This is a genomic window from Micromonospora sp. NPDC000316 (assembly GCF_042898885.1).
Taxonomy (GTDB): domain Bacteria; phylum Actinomycetota; class Actinomycetes; order Mycobacteriales; family Micromonosporaceae; genus Micromonospora.
In genome coordinates, this window is record NZ_JBIAZG010000006.1 from 198,219 (window position 1) to 217,403 (window position 19,185).

Here is a 19,185-nt window from a genome sequence, read left to right on the forward strand (position 1 = left end):
CCCCCCGGTGGTCAGCTTTGCCCACATCGCGTCGGAAAACAGTCGGCCAGCCGACCCAACCGAGGCTGATTGCTGACTCAGCCGAACAGCCAGATGCGCTGGCGGTCGGCGATGTCGGCCGCGCTGGCGGCGCCAACCCCAGGGCCAGTCGGGCACCCGCTCCGCGGCCTTTGCTCTGCTTCAATCCACGCAACAGATGGTGTCCGCTATCCGGACAGCGCCCGTTGCGTCGGTTGAAGCAGAGCAAAGGCTGTCACCAGGGACCAGCCGTCTCCCCCCGGGCGCCCTCCCCCCGGGCGCCGCAAGCCGACTGCCGGTCCCGGGCACGGACAAGACCGACCCCGGCCGCGTGAGGGCCGCAGACGAAACCGACCCGCGCCGCCGAAGCGGTGCGGGTCGGTCAGGGTCGAGAAGCTCAGACGGTACGGGGGCGACGCGGCCGGCGGGATCGACCCGACGCGCGGTGCGCCGGGCGGGCGGCACCATCGGCGACCGGACCACCTGCGGTACGGCTCCGACCAGCGGCAACCGCCGGGACCACAATGGTCACCGGAACGCCGGAGGGCTCGCGAGCACCCGTCACCCGGGCCAGCGACCCGTCACCCGGGCGGACCTGGACCGACTCGGGCCGGATCCCGGCGATGGACATCAGCCGGGACACGTCCCGACGCTGCTCGGGCAGGACCAGGGTGACCACCGAGCCGGACTCGCCGGCCCGGGCGGTCCGACCGCCCCGGTGCAGGTAGTCCTTCGCCTCGGTCGGCGGGTCCACATTGACCACCATGTCGAGGCCGTCGACGTGGATGCCCCGGGCCGCCACGTCCGTGGCGACCAGAGCAGTCACCTGGCCGTTGCGGAACTGCTCCAGGATCCGGGTGCGCTGCGGCTGGGACTTGCCGCCGTGCAGCGCGGCCGCGCGTACTCCCTTGGAGAGCAACTGGCGCGCGAGCCGGTCGGCGCGGTGCTTGGTCCCCATGAACAGGATGGTGCGGCCCTCGCGGGCGGCGATCCGGGTCAACGCGTCGGGCTTGTCGATCGCGTCGACGTGCAGCACGTGGTGGGTCATCGCGGTGACCGTGGCGGTGCCCGGGTCGACCGAGTGGGTCACCGGGTTGCTCAGGAAGCGGCGGACCAGGCGGTCCACGCCGCCGTCCAGAGTGGCGGAGAAGAGCATTCGCTGCCCCTGCGGCGCGACCTGCTCCAGCAGCTTGGTCACCTGCGGCAGGAAGCCCATGTCGGCCATCTGGTCGGCCTCGTCCAGCACGGTGATCTCGACCTGGTCGAGCCGGGCGTCACCGCGGTTGATCAGGTCGTGCAGCCGGCCGGGGGTCGCCACGACCACCTCGGCGCCGGCGCGCAGCGCGTCCGCCTGGCGCTGCAACGACAGCCCACCGACGATTGTGGCGCAGCGGAGGCCGACGGCGCGGGCGTACGGGGCCAGCGCGGTGGTCACCTGCTGGGCCAACTCGCGGGTCGGCACCAGCACCAGGGCCAGCGGGCGACCCGGCCGGGCCTTCTGGCCGGCGGTACGCGAGAGCAGCGGAAGCCCGAAGGCGAGAGTCTTGCCGGAGCCGGTGCGGCCCCGTCCGAGCACGTCCCGGCCGGCGAGCGAGTCGGGCAGCGTGGCCGACTGGATCGGGAACGGCTCGTTGATGCCCTGCGCGATCAAGGCGCTCAGCAGCGCCGGCGCCAGACCGGTGTGGGCAAAGGACGGAATAACTGTGGTCACGCAGGAACCTTCCTCGACGCGGCACGTGTCGAGGGAGGGCGCCGAAGTCGGCGCTGTCACAAGCGGCAAAGGCCGCCAGGACTCACAAGCACGAACCGATTAGGGTACGGGCCGGCCCGCCGCCGGGCCGCCGCCTGCGTAGGCAGGTCGACAGCGGGGCGGGCCGGTCCCGTCGCCGTCACACCCGGAGGGCGCGACGGGTAATACCGACGATCCGAAGATCAGAGCGGGCGGATGTTCTCCGCCTGCGGGCCCTTCTGGCCCTGGGTCACCTCGAACTCGACCCGCTGGTTCTCGTCCAGGCTCCGGTAGCCGGAGGACTGGATCGCCGAGAAGTGGGCGAAGACGTCAGCGCCGCCGCCGTCCGGGGTGATGAAGCCGAAGCCCTTGTCAGCGTTGAACCACTTCACGGTGCCAATAGCCATGTGTTTCGTCTCCTTGACGGAACGTCGGACCCGCACTTGTTGCCGGTCCGAAGAGGAGCGCTCCGCGCGGGAATGCGCGAATCGCCTGTCGCTTCTGGTCGCCCCGCCCGGAGAACTCCGGACACAACAAAGAGCGCCTGGGGCCACAATTCCCGCCAGGCGCACACAGAGTCTCTGGTAACCAAAACTGCAACGTGTTCAACCTACCATGGATCTCCGGTCAGGAGTCAATCTTGGGCGGAATTCTCTGGCAACTGCGCGATCAGGGCGGTGAGCCCGGTCACGTCAAGCAGGTCGGCCGGCCGGACCGTCACCCCGTCCCGCACGTAGTGGAACGCCGCACCCACCCGATCGACAGGCACACCCGCCAGCTCCGCCCACGCCAGCCGATACACGGCCAACTGCACCGCCGCCACCTCCGCAGCCGGCCCGGCGGGCTGCGCGCCGGTCTTCCAGTCGACCACGTCGAACCGACCACCTGGTCGGGCGAAGACCGCGTCCATCCGCCCCCGCACCACCACACCGGCGATCACCGTGGCGAACGGCACCTCCACCTCCACCGGCGCCCGGTCGGCCCACTCGCTGGCCAGGAACCGCTCCTGAAGCTCGACCAACGCCTCGTCCGGCGCCGCGTCCGCGTCCGCCGCGCCGGGAAGCTCATCCAGGTCGAGCAGCCGGTCGGCGCCGAAGCGCTGCTCCAGCCACGCGTGGAAGGCGGTGCCCCGGCGGGCGTACGGGTTGGGCTCGGTCGGCACCGGGCGACGCAGCGTACGCGCAAGCGCCGCCGGGTCACGGCGCAACGCGACCAACTGCGTGACGCTCAACTGCCCCGGCAGGGCCACCTCCACCGCGCCCGACAGCCGGGTCAGCTCGGCCCGCTCGGCCAGCAGCAGATCCGCCTCACGCCGCCAGCGCGCCACCTCCGGGTCCACCTCCGGCTCGGCCGGCCCACCGGCCACCACCACCTGCGCCGGGCCGTCGGCCATCAGACGGCGGACCAGCCCCGCCGCCTCGGACAACTCCGGCCGACGGCCACCCAACGGATCCGCAGGCCACTCCGCCCGCAGCACCACCTCCGCCGTCGGGTTCGTGGCATCCGGCGTGGGCTCCGGCGCCCACGCGTCGACAAGATGCCCCGGGCCGCCGTCCAGGCAGGTGTCGTACACCTCGCGCAGGAAGACCGACGGACCTCGCGGCCGCTTGGTCCCCTCCCCCCACCAGTACCCGGAGCACAGCAGCAGCCGGCGCGGCCGGGTCACCGCCACGTACGTCAGCCGGCGCTCCTCCCGCTCGTCGTGGGCCCGCCACGCATCGGTGAAGTCGGTAAGCGCCCGGGCCACCGCCCGCTGGTCGGCCGCCTCGTCGAGCGCCAATTCGGGCAACCCGTCGGAATCGCCGCGTAGCGGGAACGGCAACACACCCAGCCCACCCAGCCAGTGATCGGAATTACGCACCGGCCCGGGCCACAGCCCACGACAGAGCCCGGCCACCGCCACGACGTCCCACTCCAGGCCCTTCGCGGCGTGCGCGGTCACCACCTGCACCGCGCCCTCCACCACCTCGACCTCGCCCGGCGCCAGACCACGCTCCTCGTCCTCGGCGGCGGCCAGGTAGGACAGGAAACCGGCAAGGGTCGCGCCCGGCGTCTCCCCGCTGAAGCGGGCCGCCACGTCACCGAGAGCATCCAGGTGACCCCGGGCCAGGCCGGCGTCGCCGGCGCCGTCCCGGCCGGCCCGCACCGCGACCTCCACGTCCAGGCCGATGGTCCGCTCGATGTCCGCGATCAGATCCGGCAGCGCCTGATCCAGGCGGTAGCGCAACAACGCCAACTCCCGGCCGTACGCGCGCAGCCGCGCGAAGCCCTCCGCCGAGTACGCCTGCGCCGGGCCGAGGTCGGCCAGCGCCTCCACAAGTGTCGCCTCGTCCAGCAGGTCAGGGCTGATGTCCGAGGCGTCGTCGGCGGCCACCTGGCGTCGCGCGTTGGCGAGCGCCCGAGCCCGCCGGTGCAACGCCACCAGGTCACGCGGCCCGATCCGCCAACGGGCGCCGGTGAGCAGCCGCAGCAGCGCCGCCCCGTCGGTCGGATCGGCAAGCACCCGCAACGTGCACACCACGTCCCGCACCTCGGGGGTGTCCAGCAGGCCACCCAGGCCCACCACCTCCACCGGCAGGCCACGCTCGCGCAACGCCGACTCGATCGCCGGGATCTGACTGCGGACCCGGACCAGCACGGCAGTCGTCGGCCGCTGCGCCACCGGAATGTGCTCGGGTGCCGCACCGGGCATCCGCGCCGCCCCCCGCCACGCGGCGAGCACGCTGTCGGCGATCCACGCCGCCTCGTCGGCGTACGTGGGCAGCAGCGCGCAGTGCACAGTGCCGCCGGCCGCACCGCCAGGGCTGCGATGCGGGATCGGGTCGCGGACGCTCAGCGCGGAGCGCAACTCCGGCACCCGCGCCCCGGCCGCGCGCAGCGGCGTGGAGAGCGCGTTCGCCACTCGCAGGATCTCCGGGCGGTTACGCCAACTGGTGGTTAGCCCGAGCGCCTCGGCCGGCTCGCCGTCGACGCGGGCGAACTCGGTGGGAAACCGGTCCAGGGTGCCGGCGCTGGCACCCCGCCAGCCGTAGATGGACTGGCACGGGTCACCCACAGCCGTCACCGGGTGTCCCCCGCCGAACAGCGCGTTGAGCAGCACCACCTGCGCGTGACTGGTGTCCTGGTATTCGTCGAGCAGCACCACCCGGAACCGGTCCCGCTCGATCTCGCCGACCCCCGGATGATCCCGGGCCACCCGGGCCGCCCTGGCGAGCTGGTCGGCGAAGTCCATCGCCTCGAAGTCCTCCTTGCGCCGCGCGTACGCCCGCACCAGCGGCAGCAGACGCAGCCGGGTCTGCTGGAGGGTGAGCGCCTTGCGCACGTCCGCGTAGACCCGGCCCGGACGGGACTGCACCTCCGCGAAGAACCGGCCCGTCCAGGCGGCCAACTGATCCGGGGCGATCAGGTGCTCGTCCAGTTCCCCGGCGAGCGCCAGCACCGCGTCGGTGATGGTGCTCGGCATCCGGTCCACCTCGGACATGTCGCCGTCGTAGTTGCGCACCAGCAGATCGACCAACTGCCAGCGGGACGCCTCGGTGAGCAGCCGCGTGGACGGTTCGTACCCGGCCCGCAGCCCGTGCTCCGTGACGATCCGCCCGGCGTACGAGTGGTAGGTCGAGACCGTCGGCTCACCCGCGAGTGGATCGTCCAGCGGGTCACGCCCCTGCCGGCCAACCCGGCGGATCAACTGGTCCAGCCGGGTACGGACCCGGTGCGCCAGCTCACCGGCCGCCTTACGGGTGAACGTCAACCCGAGGATCTGCTCCGGGCGCACGTACGAGTTGGCCACCAGCCAGACCACCCGGGCGGCCATCGTCTCGGTCTTGCCCGACCCGGCCCCCGCGACCACCAGCAGCGGCTCCACCGGGGCGGAGATGATCGCGGCCTGCTCCCGGGTGGGCGCCGGCTGCCGCAGCAGCTTGGCCAGCTCCACAGGGGTGTACCGAGGGCCGGAGTCCGCGCGGCGCGGCGTCGGAGCCGGACCGGCCCCGAACAGGGTCGGCTGGCTCACGGTGTCGTCTCAGGTCGCAACACCGGCTCACTCCTCGCCCTCACTGGTACGCCGGACAGTGGGCGGCTCGACGACCTGACGCCCCTGCCCGGAGACCGGGCAGCTGGTGCGCACCGGGCAGACCCGGCACTTCGAGTTGGCCACCGCGGCGAACGTGGCGGCTGCCATCGTATCGGCGGTCCGCCGCACCAGCGCCGTCGCCCAGCCGGCCGCCGGGCCCTCGCCCGCCGCAGGCTGGTTCTGCTCCCGGGCGTCCTTCGCGGAGGTGCCGAGCTGCACGAGCGCCGCGCCACCGGACTCGTCACCGAACTCGGCGAACGCCCCCGCCTCCACCGCCGCCTGGTAGGCGCCGAGCTGCGGATGCTCGGCCAACTCGGTGCCGGTGACAGCTGTCGACTTGCCGGTCTTCAGGTCGATCACCACGAGCCGCCCGTCCTCGTCGACCTCCAGCCGGTCGACCCGGCCAGTCAGCTCGACGGGCCGGTGCGGATCGTCCAGGCGCACCGCGAACTCGTGCTCGATGGCGAGCAGCCGACGCGGGTTGGTGGCCAGCCAGCGCAGCAGCTTGTCGACCATCGCCTCGGCACGCTCGCGCTCCGGGCCAGCCATCCAGCGCGCCGCCAACTCGATCGCGTCGAACCGGGCCGCCACGTAGTCGAGCAGCGCCCCCCGGTCGGCGCTTGCGTCCTCGGCAAGCATCGCGGCGGCGTGCACCAGGTTGCCCACCCCCTGCGCCGTACTTGTCGGGCCACTGCCGCCGTGCCGTTCCAGCAGCCACCGCAGGCTGCACCGCAGCGCGCTCTCCATCGCCGACGGGGTGACCCGCACCGGCTTCCCCTCGTCGACAAGCGGCCTGTCGTCGGAGAGCACGCGCAGCCCCCACCAGTCGTCGGGGTGCGCGCCGGGCACACCGGCGGCGGCGAGCCGCGCCAGTTCGGCCGCCGCCGCGCGCCGCCGGCCCGCTGGCGCGGTCGGGTCGGTGATTGCGGTACGCAGTTCCGCGACAAGCGCCGGCAGGGTGAGCGCCCGGGGTGGCCGGGTCACCGGCAAAGCACCGGGCTGGGCCGGCCCGTCGTCACCGTCACCAGCCGCGCCGCCGTCGCCGGCCGCGCCGCCATCGCCCGGCACACCGCCATCGCTTGTCGCACCGTTCTTGCCGGGCACACCGATCTTGCCTGGCGCACCCTCCTCGCCAGCACCGTGGGGCGTGGTGTGTGGGTCGTCGCCGTCGGCGGGACCAGCGGTCGGGCCGGTGCGCGGGCCGGGCGTCGAGGGCGGATCGACCGGCCCGGAGCCGTCCGGCGGGGCCGGTGGGGTGATCGGGCGTAGCTCGTGGAGGAACCGACTCGGCTGCTCCTCGTGGTCGTCCCCGCCGACCGCCGCCGACGCCACAGCGCTGACCAGCAGTCGGTGCCGGGCGCGGCTGATGGCGACGTGGAACAGCCGGCGTTCCTCGTCCAACAGTGCCGAGGTCTGTCCCACCACGTTCGCCGCGCGGGCACCTCCCACGGACCGTCCGGCGAGCACGTCGACAAGCCGTTCCGAGCCGAGCAGGCTCCCGCGCAGTCGCAGGTCCGGCCAGATGCCCTCCTGCACGCCGGCCACCGCGACCAGGTCCCATTCCAGGCCCTTCGCGGCGTGCGCGGTGAGCAATCGGACCGCCGCGCCCCGGTCGGCGGTCGGCGCGATGGTGTCCGCCGGGAGGTCCTGGGCGAGCACGTGGTCGAGGAAGACCTCGGTACGCGCGCCCGGCAGCCGGTCGGTGAAGCGGGCCGCCGCGTCGAAGAGCACGAGTACGGCGTCCAGGTCCCGGTCGGCGGCCTCGGCCCGCCGTCGCCGAGCCAGGTCCCCCTCGCCGGCCTCCGGCCGCCCCTGGCTGATGGCGCCCGCCCAGCGTTCGGCCAGCCCGCTGCCGTGCCAGACGGCCCAGAGCACGGTCTCGGCGGTCGCGCCAGGGCGGGCCGCCGCCTCCCGGGCCGTGGCGAGCAGCCCGGCCACCGCCTGGGCCGGCTCCGCCCACCGCCGCTCGATGCCGGCCAGCTCCGCCGGATCACCAAGCGCCTCGACGATCAGCTCCCCGGAGGGGCGCCGGTCACCACCGGCGAGCGCCATCGCGCGCAGGCCCTGCCGCAGCCGTCGCTCGGCCAGCGGGTCCGCTCCGCCCAGCGGCGAGTGCAGCAGCGCGACCGCCGCCTCCTCGTCCAGTCGGGCCGGCTCCAGCGCGCAGCGCAGCAGGAGCAGCAGCGGCGCCACCGCCGGCTGGAGGTGCAGCGGCAGGTCCTCGCCGTGCACCACTGTCGGGACGCCTGCCGCGTGCAGCGCCCGTTGCAGGCTGGGCAGCTGCAACGCGGTGGAGCGCACCAGCACCGCCATCCGCGACCACGGCACGCCCTCGAGCAGGTGGGCGGAGCGCAGCGCATGCGCCAGCCAGGCGGCCTCACTGGTCGCCGAACGGAACGTGTGCACCTCGACCACGCCGGCCGGCGCATCCGGCAGGGGGCGCAGCCGGCGGTGCGCCGCGGGACCGCGCAGCCGGCGGCCCAGCCGGGCGATCGCGGCGAGCAGGTCGGGCCCGGCCCGGTACGACGTGGTCAGCAGCACCTGCGCGGCCGGCGCACCGGAGGCGGTGCGGAAGCGGTGCCCGAAGGTGCTTACCGCGGCCGGGTCGGCGCCCCGGAAGGCGTACGTGGAGGAATCGGGGTCGGCGAACGCGACAAGCGACTTGCCGGCGCCGGCGATCACCGACAGCAGTTCGACCTGGGCGGGGTCGGTGTCGGCCAACTCGTCGACGTACACGTGGGCGAGTCGGCGGCGCTCGGCGGCCAGCAGGTCCTCGTCGTCGCGCAGCAGCCCGGTGGCCGCCCGGACCAACTCCGCCGGGTCGTAGGCGATGGAGCCCCGGTTGCTGACGTCGCGCAGCGCGAGCACGGCGACGTACTCCCGAAGGAAGCGCGCGGCGGCCGGCCAGTCGGCGCGGCCGAGCTTCTCGCCCAGCCGGGCCAGCTCGACCGGCCCGACGCCGCGCTCGGCGGCGCGCATGAGCAGGTCGCGCAGCTGACCGGCGAACGCCCTGGTCCGCAGGGCCGGGCGCAGGTCGGTGGGCCAGCCGACCGGGTCGTCCTCGGGCTCCTCGCCCACCACGTCCAACAGCTCGCGGATGATCAGATCCTGCTCGGGGCCGGTGAGCAGGCGGGGCGACGGCTCGCCGCGTTCGGCGGCGGCCCGGCGCAGCAGCCCGAAGGCGTACGCCGGAAAGGTGCGGACCAGCGGCTCGCGCAACACGCGGTGGCCGTCCTGTGCGACCCGGGCCTCGATGCGCTGGCGCAGCGCTGTGGCACTGCGGCGACCGAAGGTCAGCACGAGGATGCGCTCGGGATCGACCCCCTCGGCGACTCGGGCGGCGACCGCCTCGACGAGGGTGCTGGTCTTGCCGGTGCCGGGGCCGCCGAGCACCAGCATCGGCCCGTCGGTGTGCCCGACGACCTCCGCCTGTGCCGGGTCGACAAGCCGACTCGACCCTCCGACGGCCCGCGCGACCTCGACGGCCTCGGTGGCCTCGGTGGCCCGCGCGCCCTCGCCCTCCGGCGCCGGCCCGCCGGATCGCCGCACCAACCGGTACGCCTGCATCAGCTCATCCCATCACGCCCATCTGACACCCACCCCAACCCACCCCGCCCACGCCTGTCGATCATGAAGTTGGCGGCGCGACACGCCGACAGAAACGTCGCTAACTTCATGATCGACCGGGGCTGAGGTGCGGGACCGGCGGGCGGGGCGGTCAGGTTAGCTGGGCTTCCAGGGTGTCCAGGGCCGCCGGGATGGTGGAGGCCACCGTCAGGAGGTCGCGGCCGCCCGGCTTGAGGAACTGCTGGTCGGTGATCGTGTCGAGCCAGCCCAGCAGTGGGCGGTAGAAGCCGTCGGTGTCGACGAGAACCATCGGCTTACGGTGCAGGGCGAGGGTGGCGGTGGTCCAGACCTCGAACAGCTCGTCCAGGGTGCCCAACCCGCCGGGCAGGGTGAGGAACGCGTCCGACTTCTCGATCATCACGGTCTTGCGGCTGGCCATCGAGTCGGTCACCAGCAGCTCGTCCGAGGCCAGGTCGGCGACCTCCAGGTCGACGAGCAACTGCGGGATCACGCCCACGGTGCGCCCACCAGCGGCGCGGGCTCCGTCGACCAGGGCCCCCATCATGCCGACGCGACCACCACCGCTGACAAGCGTGTGGCCGCGCCGGGCCAGCTCCGCGCCGGTCTCGGTGGCCAGGTCCAGCCAGCGCTTGTCGAGTGTGCGCGACGAGGCGCAGAAGACACAGATCGCCGCCATCAGCTCTCCCGAGCCTGCTCGGCGGCGGCCTGCTGGTCGGCACCGGTACGGGCGACGGCCTCGTCGCGGACCGCCTCCTGCTCCACCGAGAGCGCCGCCTCGGCCTCGACGATGTGCCGGACCGCCGCGTTGACGTCGTCGGTGAGGCAGATCAGCTCCAGGTCGACCGGGCCGATCTTGCCGTCGGCTGCCATTGTGTCGCGCAGCCAGTCGATCAGGCCCTGCCAGTAGGCGACGCCCATCAGGACGACCGGGAACCGGGTGACCTTGCCGGTCTGCACCAGGGTGAGCGCCTCGAACAGCTCGTCCATGGTGCCGAAGCCGCCGGGCAGCACGACGAACGCCTGCGCGTACTTGACGAACATCGTCTTGCGGGCGAAGAAGTAGCGGAAGTCGATGGCCAGATCGACCCAGTCGTTGAGGCCCTGCTCGAACGGCAGCTCGATGCCGAGCCCGACGGAGAGGCCACCGGCCTCGCTGGCGCCCCGGTTGGCTGCCTCCATGACACCCGGCCCGCCCCCGGTGATCACCGCGTAGCCGGCGCGGGCCAGCGCGGCGCCCACCTGCTCGGCGAGCTGGCACTCGGCGCTGTCCGGGCTGCTGCGCGCGGAACCGAAGACGCTCACCGCCGACGGCAGGTCGGCGAGGGTGTCGAAGCCCTCGACGAACTCGGAGAGGATGCGCAGCGCACGCCAGGCGTCCCTGGTCTTCCAGTCGCCCCGCCCGTGCGAATCCAGCAGCCGCTGATCGGCGGTGCTGGTCGGGATCGCCCCCCGGCGCAGCGTGACCGCGCCCCGGTGCCGTTCCTGACCTGGACCGCGACCGGCCTCCCGTCCGTTGCTCTGGCTCATGCAGCAACCGTAGTGGAGCCGTACCGGCCGGGTGCGCGGGGCGGGGACGTCGAGAAATAGTTCGTGATCATGGGCAACTATTTGGCTTCCTCGTACGTCTTACTATTCACATACCGGGTATGCCCCGGCGCGCGCCTTCGGGGGAGGAGACAGCGTGATCAGCAACAGCGAGATGATCCGGATCCGTCGACAGATGCAGCGACGGATCCGAGATGTGGTGGCCGAGCGCCGCCGCACCCGCCTGATGGACCCTTCCCTGTCGCCCGCCACCTCCGGAGCTGATCAAGAGGTTTGCGTCGCCGACAACGGGCCCGGCTGACGCAAACCTCTTGATCACCGGGAGCGGGTGCGCCCGGGTCAGGCCGGGGCGAGCCAGCGGTGCAGGGTCGCGGCACCATCGCGGATCTTGCTGATCTCGACGTGCTCGTCCTTGTGGTGGGCCAGGTTGGGGTCCCCCGGGCCGAAGTTCAGCGCCGGGATGCCCATGGCCGCGAACCGGGCCACGTCCGTCCAGCCCAGCTTGCCGATAGGTGCCGCGCCGACCGCAGCCAGGAACTCCTTCGCCGGGGCCGCCTCCAACCCGGGGGCCGCGCCGGCCGCCGCGTCAGTCACTGTCAACTCGAAGCCCGCGAAGACCTCCCGCAGGTGCGCCTCCGCCGCCACCGGGTCGCGGTCCGGGGCGTACCGGTAGTTGACCTCGATCTCGCAGTGGTCCGGGATCACGTTGCCGGCCACACCGCCGGTGATCCGGACCGCGTTCAGGCCCTCCCGGTAGTCGCACCCCTCGATGGTGACCCGGCGTCCCTCGTACCCCTGGAGTCGCCGCAGCACCTCACCGGCCGCGTGGATGGCGTTGACCCCGTGCCAGGAGCGCGCCGCATGGGCCCGCTCGCCCGACGTCGTCACGATGGCCCGCATGGTGCCCTGGCAGCCCGCCTCGACGATGCCGTACGTCGGCTCCAGCAGCACCGCGAAGTCCGCCTCCAGCCACTCCGGGTGCGCCTGGCCGACCAGGGTCAGCCCGTTGTACCGCGACTCGATCTCCTCGGCCTCGTAGAAGAAGTACGTCACGTCGTAGCGCGGGTCGGGCAGCGTCACGGCCAGGTGCAGCGCGTACGCGACACCGGACTTCATGTCGGAGGTGCCGCAGCCGTACATCAGGTCGCCGCGCATTGTCGACGGGAAGTTGTTGTTGAGCGGCACCGTGTCCAGGTGCCCGGCCAGCACGACCCTCTGCGACCGGCCGAGGTCGGTACGCGCCATCACGGTGTTGCCGTGCCTGTGGGTGGACAGGTGCGGTACGCCCCGCAGCACCTCCTCGACGCAGTCGGCGATCGCCTTCTCGTTGAGGGACACGGACTCTATGTCGACAAGCGCGCGGGTCAGCTGCACCGGATCGGCGAGGACCTCGGGGGTCAGCGGGTTCTCCATGGTTCGCACGGTACCTTCAGGTCTGTCAGCGCGAAGAGCGAGCTTACGGGCCACCGGGGCGAGCGTGCGGAGCCTCGCGCTCGTGCGTACCGGCCGGCCCGGCCGCGACCGAGAGGTGAAACAGTGACGTCCGCAGATTCCGCCTGGGGCATCGGCCTGGCCACGGTGACCGCAGACGAGCAGGTGCTCGACACCTGGTACCCGACCGGCAAGCTGGGCCTGGGTGAGCTGCCGCTTGTCGCCGGTGAGGACCAGTCGGACGTGCTCGACCTGCCGCCGGCCGCGCTCGGGGACAGGCCGCTGCCGGGTCTGCGTACCGTTCAGGTGGTCACCGTGATCGGCTCGCTGGACGACCCGATCAAGGACGCCCCGGACGCGTACCTCCGGTTGCACCTGCTCTCCCACCGCCTGGTGCGACCCAACCAGCTCAACCTCGACGGCATCTTCGGCAAGCTGGCGAACGTGGCCTGGACCTCCGCCGGGCCGTGCCCGCCGGAGCGGGTGGACGAGCTGCGGGTGATCGAGCGGGCCGCGGGCCGCCACCTGGCCGTGTACGGGGTGGACAAGTTCCCCCGGATGACCGACTACGTGGTGCCGTCGGGTGTGCGGATCGCCGACGCGGACCGGGTCCGGCTCGGCGCCCACCTGGCCGCCGGCACCACTGTGATGCACGAGGGCTTCGTCAACTTCAACGCCGGCACGGTCGGCACCTCGATGGTGGAGGGCCGGATCGTGCAGGGCGTCCTGGTCGGCGACGGCTCCGACGTCGGCGGTGGTGCGTCGATCATGGGCACGCTCTCCGGTGGCGGCACCGACAAGGTGAGCATCGGCGAGCGGAGCCTGATCGGCGCGAACGCCGGCGTCGGCATCTCCCTCGGCGACGACTGCGTGGTCGAGGCGGGCTGCTACATCACCGCCGCGTCGAAGATCACCCTGCCGGACGGCCGGGTGGTCAAGGCCCGCGAGCTGTCCGGCGTCGACGGCCTGCTGTTCTGGCGCAACTCGGTGACCGGCGCGCTGGAGGCGAAGCCCCGCACCGGCCGGGGCATCGAGCTGAACGCCGCCCTGCACGCCAACGACTGACGGCCCCGCCGGGTCCGCGGCACACGACCGCGGACCCGGGGGTACGCCCCGGCGGAGTCACGGACCAAATCATCACGTACCGGCCAACTCGGGTCGGGAGGACCGGCATCATCGACCGGGTGACCTCCATGAAGGACCGCATGCTCGCCGGCGAGCCCTACCTCGCCGACGACCCCGAGATCGTCGCCGACCGGGACCGGGCCGCCCTGCTGATGCAACGCTTCAACACAAGCCCCGCAGCCGATCCGCAGGCACAGCTCGCGGCGCTGCGCGACCTGCTCGGTCAGCTCGGTGAGGACACCTGGATCCGGCCGCCGTTCTACTGCGACTACGGCTGGCAGATCCGGATCGGGCCCCGCAGCTTCGTCAACTACCAGTCGGTCTTCCTCGACGTCGCGCCGATCACCCTCGGCGCTGACGTCCAGGTCGGCCCGAACGTGCAGCTCCTCACCCCCACGCACCCGGTGGAGCCCGGCCCTCGCCGCGACAAGTGGGAGGCCGCCAAGCCGATCACCATCGGGGACAACGTCTGGCTCGGCGGCGGCGCGATAGTGCTGGCCGGGGTGACGATCGGCGCGAACACAGTCGTCGGTGCGGGCGCGGTGGTGACCCGGGACCTGCCCGCCAACGTGGTCGCCGTCGGCAACCCGGCACGACCGACGCGCGAGCTGGCCTGACGGCGCCAGCCCCGGCGGGGGTCAGGTGGCTGGCGGCTCAGGTAGGCGGACCACCAGGTCGGCCCTGTCGGCGGTGGGCGTGATCAGGGTCGCGTTGGCCTCGTCGCTGCCCAGCGCCCAGGCCCGCGCTTCCTCCGGCGAACGTCCGAACGCCTCGTGCCGGGCGGTCAACCGACGCAGGCGCAGCTCGGCGTCCAGGTCGAGGAACCACACCTCGTGCAGCAGCGACCGGACCTCCTGCCACGGAAAGTCCGGCAGCAGCAGATAGTTGCCCTCGGTCACCACCAGGCGGACCGACGGCGGCACCTCGATCGACCCCGCCACCGGCTCCTCCAGCTCTCGGCGGAACTCCGGCGCGTACACCGAGGTCGGCTCCAGGCGGTGTAGCCGACGCAGCAGCGAGACGTACCCGTTGGCGTCGAAGGTGTCGGCCGCGCCCTTGCGGTCGGCGCGGCCCAGCCGGACGAGCTGCGACTGCGCCAGGTGGAAGCCGTCCATCGGCACCAGCCGAGCGCTCGGCCCGATCTCGGCGACGATCCGCTCCGCGAGCGTGGACTTACCGGCACCGGGCGCCCCGGTGATGCCGAGCAGGTGACGCGGACCGGCCTCGGCAAGCGCCCGCGCCCGGGCGACCAGCTCGTCGAGGGCCAGCACCCGGGCCGGCGTCATCAGCCCAGCACCGGGTCGCTGATCGTGAACCGGGCCCGCACGGCAGCCTGGACGGTCTGCGGCTGAGGGTCCAGCTCCAGGTCGGGCACGCCGCCACCCGCGCCGCCTCCGACCTCGAACGCCGCGCGGGCGAACATCGGGCGGTCGGCCGGGCCGGCGTCGGCAAGCTCGATGAGGGCTGTGACACGTGCACCCAGCGCCTCGGCGTACTCCCGGGCACGCAGCAGCGCGTCGCTGATCGCGGCGTGCCGCGCCTCACGGTGCGCGGGGCTGTCCGTGCGCAGCTCCCACCAGGGCCCGGCCACCTCGACCTGATCCTGATCGGCCAGCCGGAGCATCAGCTCGCCGAGCGCGGTGAAGTCGGTGACCGTGACAGTTGTGGTGACGCTGCCGTGCCAGGCCACCACGCGCTCGCCGGAACGTCGCGTCTCCGGCCAGACCCGCAGGTCGCCGGTCTCCCGCCGGGCCACCGCGGGCTCCGAGCCGTCCAACAGCACCCGCACGGCGGCGGCCCGCTCGGCCAGCCGGGTCAGCGTCGTCTCCCGATCCCGGTCGCGGGCCTTCGCGGTGACCGCGAAGCGGGCCAGCTCGGGAGGCACCTCCCGGTATGCCTCGCCGCGCACCTCCACCACCGGGCCGTCCGTCGCCATGACTGTCAGCCTAGTCAGCCGCCGGCCGCCACGCGGTGTAGGAGACGGCGTCCGGGCCGATCCGGCACCCAGTCAGGTGCCCGCCGGCCGCACCCAGATCACACAGCCAGGCCACCTCGGCTGCGTGGTCGCCATCGGCCGGGAAGTCCTGCTCCAGCGCGGCGAACCGGCGACTCAGCAGCGCCGACCGGGCCGCGCCCGCCTCCGCGTACCCGCCGGTCAGGGCCGTCGCGTCGCCGGCCCGCAGCGCGGCTGCCAGCTCATCCAGGAGTACGCGGACCTCGGCCAACTCGTCCAGCACCCGATCGCGGTTGCCGAGCAGCATGTTCGCCGTCCGCTCGGCCGGTGTGCCGGCGACCCGTGTGCCGTCGGTGAAACTTCCCGCGGCCAGCGCCAGCACCGCGTCCCGCAGCGGCGACCGCTGGACCGCCCCGGCCAGAGCGCCGGCCAACAGGTGCGGCACGTGCGAGGCGAGCGCGGCAACGGAGTCGTGTGCCGGCGCGGCCATCGGCACCACCCGCGCGCCGAACAGGTCCACAAGCAGCCCGGTCAGCCAGCGGAAGGCGGGCGTCGCGGCGCCCGTCGCCGGGCAGAGCACCCAGGCGGCACCGGCGAGCAGCGTCGCGGAGGCGGCCGTCAGGCCGGCGGACTCCGCGCCGGCCATCGGGTGCCCGGGCACGAAGCGGTCAGTCAGCCCGAGCCGGTCGGCCGTCTCGGCCACCTCGACCTTGGTGCTGCCGACGTCGGTGAGCACACAGCCCGGCGCGGTCAACTCGGCCACCTGGGCCAGCGTCCGGGGCAGGGTGGGCAGCGGACCGCAGAGGAAGACCACGTCCCGACCGGCGACGGCCTGCTCGACCGTGGCCGGGGCCGTCAACCCACGCTCGCCTGCCTGGTCACGAGTCGCCGGGTCCGGGTCCCAGCCGGCCACGTCAAGCCCGGCGTCGGCGAGGCGCAGCAGCAGCGAACCGCCGATCAGGCCGGTGCCGAGCACCGCCGCACGCACTCCGGCGTACCGCCCGGTCATGACGTCGGTCATCGTCGACCGCCGGGGTCAGGCCTGGAGCCGGCCGGCGACCGCGGCGATGTGCTCGTCGGACTCGGTAAGCGCCGCCCGGACGTACCGCTGGGAGGTGGGGCCGTAGAAGGCGCCGGCCGCGACCAGGATGCCGCGCCGGGCCAGCCAGTCGACGGTCGCCCAGCAGTCCTCGTCGCGGGTGAGCCAGAGGTAGAGACCGGCCTCCGAGTGCTCGATCGTGAAGCCGGCGCCGGTGAACGCCTTGGCCAGCACCTCGCGGCGCGCGCGGTAGCGCTCGCGCTGCTCGGCGGCGTGCCGCTCGTCCTGCAGAGCGGCCACCATTGCTGCCTGCACCGGCGCGGGCACGATCATGCCGGCGTGCTTGCGAACCTTCAACAACTCGGCGACGAGCACCGGGTCACCGGCCACGAACCCGGCCCGGTAACCGGCGAGGTTGGACCGCTTGGAGAGCGAGTGCACGGCGAGGACGCCTGAGTAGTCACCGCCGCAGACCTGCGGGGACAGCACCGAGACCGGCTCGGCAGACCAGCCCAGCGGCAGATAGCACTCGTCGCTGGCGACCACCGCGCCGCGCTCCCGCGCCCAGTCGACCACCTTGCGCAGGTGGGCCGCCGGCAGCACGCGGCCGGTCGGGTTGCCTGGCGAGTTGACCCACACCAACCGCACGCGGGAGGTTGGCCCGACCGCGGTGAGCGAGTCGGCACGAACCACCGTCGCGCCGGCCAGCCGGGCGCCGTCCTCGTACGTCGGGTAGGCGATCGACGGCACGACCACCACGTCACCCGGGCCGATGCCGAGCAGGGTGGGCAGCCAGGCGACCAGTTCCTTGGAGCCGATTGTCGGCAGCACACCGAGACCGTCGACCCCGGCGCCACAGGCGCGGGAGACCCACGCCGTGATCGCGGCGCGCAGCGCAGGAGTGCCGGCGGTCAGCGGGTAGCCGGGAGCGTCGGACGCGTCAGCGAGCGCCCGACGGATCACCTCCGGGACCGGGTCGACCGGCGTGCCCATGGAGAGGTTGATCAGGCCCTCCGGATGCGCCGCGGCCAGAGTGGCCGCGGCGTCCAAGGTGTCCCAGGTGAACTCGGGCAGCCGCGACGAGACCGGCGCGGGCCGGTTCAGTGGCCCTCGCCGCGCGGGGGCTGCGCGGCGACGAAGGTGGCGTCCTTCTCCACCTTGCCGATCTTCGAGGCGCCGCCGGGCGAGCCCAACTCCTCGAAGAACTCGTAGTTGGCGCCGGTGTAGTCCTTCCACTGCTCCGGAACGTCGTCCTCGTAGAAGATCGCCTCCACGGGGCAGACAGGCTCACAGGCACCGCAGTCGACGCACTCGTCGGGGTGGATGTAGAGCATCCGGTTGCCCTCGTAAATGCAATCGACCGGGCATTCCTCGATGCATGCCTTGTCGAGCACATCCACGCACGGCTCGGCGATGATGTAGGTCACCGGTCTTCTCCTCCGCAAGACGCGCCGCGATCTCCCGCGACGGTTAGAGCCTAGTATCTCGCCGGGGAGGGGGTCGATCGTGCTCCGACAGCAGGATGTGGGACACCGGATCGTAGTTCGCCGGATTGTGGGGATTCGCGACGGCCGTCCGTTGTTCTCAGATGCTCTAGGTGAGCTGGTGGAGTTGAGCGAGACCTATCTCACGCTCGCCACCGAAAAGGGCAATCTGAGAGTACCGGTGGCGCAGGTGCACCGGGCGAAGCGCGTACCGCCGACCCGCCGGCCCACCGCCGCGGCCGTCGTGGCGCTGGAGCGGGCCGCCGACGAGGCCTGGCCCGCGCCGACCCGGGGGCGGCTCGGTGACTGGCTGCTGCGCTCAGCCGAGGGCTGGACCGGACGGGCCAACTCGGCGCTGCCGATCGGCGACCCGGACCGCCCACTGCCGGCGGCCGTGGACGCGGTCGAGACCTGGTACGCCGAGCGAGGCCAACCGGCGATCATCAACACCCCGCTGCCGCTCGCCGCGCCGGTCGGCGCCGAGCTGGACGAACGCGGCTGGACGACCCGCCCGCCGACACTTGTGCAGACCGCGCCACTCCCCCTCCCCGACGCGGCCCCACCCGCCGCCTCGACAGCCCACCGAGCGGCCGACGGCAACGGCGGTGGCGCGGCCGACGGCAACGGCGCCTCGGCGGTCGTCGAGTTGGCGGCTGCCCCGAGCGAGGAGTGGCTGGCCATCGCCGCCGGGCGCAAGGGCGGCCTGCCGGAGGCCGCCCGACACGTGCTCACCGCCGTGGACCAGGTCCGCTTCGCCCACGTGTACGCCAACGGCACGCTTGTGGCGATCGGTCGGGGCACGGTGACCGGTCAGGGACGCTGGTTGGGCCTCAGCCTGATCGAGGTGCTGCCCGCCGTACGCCGGCAGGGGCTCGCCCACCGTGTGATCGACTCGCTCGCTGAGTGGGGGGCGTCCGTCGGCGCGACACACGCGTTTCTCCAGGTGGAGCAGCGCAACGCGGCGGCGGTCGCGCTCTATCGACGGCTCGGGTTCACCACGCACCACACGTACCTGACCCGGGTCGCCCCGCACTGACCTCCGGCCGCGCACCCACCGCTTGATCGACTCGACATCATGGATATCGGGGTGACCGAGCGCCCGGGACAGCCCGACTTCACGGAAAGCGAGTCGATCAAGCGCGGCCGAGCGCGACCGAGACGTCGAGCGCGGGGCGCGACCGAGCCGACGAGCTCGGCCGA

The 19,185-nt window shown here is 73.0% G+C and carries 16 protein-coding genes; 4 read left to right on the forward strand and 12 right to left on the reverse strand.

The annotated features are described in order from the left end of the window. Positions 1–415 precede the first annotated feature (415 nt). The 6 genes from ACFY2Q_RS15780 to ACFY2Q_RS15805 all read right to left on the reverse strand — a co-directional run bounded on the left by ACFY2Q_RS15780 (position 416) and on the right by ACFY2Q_RS15805 (position 10,934). Complete coding sequence (locus tag ACFY2Q_RS15780) at positions 416–1,729, reverse strand: DEAD/DEAH box helicase (protein ID WP_387130707.1); 1,314 nt, start codon at positions 1,727–1,729, stop codon at positions 416–418. 221 nt (positions 1,730–1,950) lie between these two features. Beyond that, positions 1,951–2,154 carry a cold-shock protein gene (locus ACFY2Q_RS15785; RefSeq protein WP_007464836.1) on the reverse strand — a complete coding sequence of 68 codons (204 nt, stop codon included), beginning with the start codon at positions 2,152–2,154 and terminating at the stop codon, positions 1,951–1,953. Between the two features lie 227 nt (positions 2,155–2,381). Then, on the reverse strand, positions 2,382–5,759 hold the full coding sequence (locus ACFY2Q_RS15790) for an ATP-dependent helicase (RefSeq protein WP_387130709.1): 3,378 nt from the start codon (positions 5,757–5,759) through the stop codon (positions 2,382–2,384). A gap of 27 nt (positions 5,760–5,786) precedes the next feature. Further along, the gene (locus tag ACFY2Q_RS15795; protein ID WP_387130711.1) at positions 5,787–9,386 is read right to left on the reverse strand and encodes an ATP-dependent helicase; all 3,600 of its coding nucleotides are present in this window, start codon (positions 9,384–9,386) and stop codon (positions 5,787–5,789) included. Positions 9,387–9,537: 151 nt separating this feature from the next. Next, a complete protein-coding gene (locus tag ACFY2Q_RS15800) occupies positions 9,538–10,083 on the reverse strand; it encodes a TIGR00730 family Rossman fold protein (RefSeq protein ID WP_387130713.1) in 546 nt (181 codons plus the stop codon). After that, entirely contained in the window at positions 10,083–10,934 is an 852-nt protein-coding gene (locus ACFY2Q_RS15805; RefSeq protein ID WP_387130714.1) for a TIGR00730 family Rossman fold protein, read from the reverse strand. The genes ACFY2Q_RS15800 and ACFY2Q_RS15805 overlap by 1 nt, the downstream gene beginning before the upstream one ends. A 154-nt stretch (positions 10,935–11,088) precedes the next feature. Between ACFY2Q_RS15805 and ACFY2Q_RS15810 the strand changes: the two genes are divergently transcribed. Then, on the forward strand, positions 11,089–11,253 hold the full coding sequence (locus ACFY2Q_RS15810) for a hypothetical protein (RefSeq protein ID WP_387130715.1): 165 nt from the start codon (positions 11,089–11,091) through the stop codon (positions 11,251–11,253). A 38-nt stretch (positions 11,254–11,291) separates the two neighbouring features. Here the strand turns inward: ACFY2Q_RS15810 and dapE are convergent, their stop codons facing one another. Further along, positions 11,292–12,365, reverse strand: a complete 1,074-nt coding sequence (gene dapE / locus ACFY2Q_RS15815) for a succinyl-diaminopimelate desuccinylase (protein WP_387130716.1) — start codon at positions 12,363–12,365, stop codon at positions 11,292–11,294. A gap of 123 nt (positions 12,366–12,488) precedes the next feature. Between dapE and dapD the strand changes: the two genes are divergently transcribed. Further along, positions 12,489–13,448 (forward strand): 2,3,4,5-tetrahydropyridine-2,6-dicarboxylate N-succinyltransferase, encoded by a 960-nt coding sequence (gene dapD / locus ACFY2Q_RS15820; RefSeq protein WP_387130718.1) that lies wholly within the window; start codon positions 12,489–12,491, stop codon positions 13,446–13,448. A 119-nt stretch (positions 13,449–13,567) separates the two neighbouring features. After that, positions 13,568–14,125 (forward strand): sugar O-acetyltransferase, encoded by a 558-nt coding sequence (locus ACFY2Q_RS15825; RefSeq protein ID WP_387130721.1) that lies wholly within the window; start codon positions 13,568–13,570, stop codon positions 14,123–14,125. A 21-nt stretch (positions 14,126–14,146) separates the two neighbouring features. On the opposite strand, the gene ACFY2Q_RS15830 is transcribed toward ACFY2Q_RS15825, so the two are convergent. The 5 genes from ACFY2Q_RS15830 to fdxA are packed head-to-tail and all read right to left on the reverse strand — an operon-like array spanning position 14,147 to position 17,928. Continuing rightward, entirely contained in the window at positions 14,147–14,794 is a 648-nt protein-coding gene (locus tag ACFY2Q_RS15830) for a nucleoside/nucleotide kinase family protein (protein ID WP_387130723.1), read from the reverse strand. After that, entirely contained in the window at positions 14,794–15,444 is a 651-nt protein-coding gene (locus ACFY2Q_RS15835; RefSeq protein ID WP_387130724.1) for an SIMPL domain-containing protein, read from the reverse strand. The genes ACFY2Q_RS15830 and ACFY2Q_RS15835 overlap by 1 nt, the downstream gene beginning before the upstream one ends. 10 nt (positions 15,445–15,454) lie before the next feature. Continuing rightward, the gene (locus ACFY2Q_RS15840; protein ID WP_387130726.1) at positions 15,455–16,483 is read right to left on the reverse strand and encodes a prephenate dehydrogenase; all 1,029 of its coding nucleotides are present in this window, start codon (positions 16,481–16,483) and stop codon (positions 15,455–15,457) included. 15 nt (positions 16,484–16,498) lie between these two features. After that, positions 16,499–17,605 (reverse strand): succinyldiaminopimelate transaminase, encoded by a 1,107-nt coding sequence (dapC, locus tag ACFY2Q_RS15845; protein WP_387130942.1) that lies wholly within the window; start codon positions 17,603–17,605, stop codon positions 16,499–16,501. Then, positions 17,602–17,928: a ferredoxin gene (fdxA, locus tag ACFY2Q_RS15850; protein WP_091422126.1), complete on the reverse strand. Its 327-nt coding sequence runs from the start codon at positions 17,926–17,928 to the stop codon at positions 17,602–17,604. The genes dapC and fdxA overlap by 4 nt, the downstream gene beginning before the upstream one ends. A gap of 79 nt (positions 17,929–18,007) precedes the next feature. On the opposite strand from fdxA, the gene ACFY2Q_RS15855 reads away from it, so the two are divergent. Then, the gene (locus tag ACFY2Q_RS15855) at positions 18,008–19,021 is read left to right on the forward strand and encodes a GNAT family N-acetyltransferase (protein WP_387130728.1); all 1,014 of its coding nucleotides are present in this window, start codon (positions 18,008–18,010) and stop codon (positions 19,019–19,021) included. Positions 19,022–19,185: the final 164 nt, after the last annotated feature.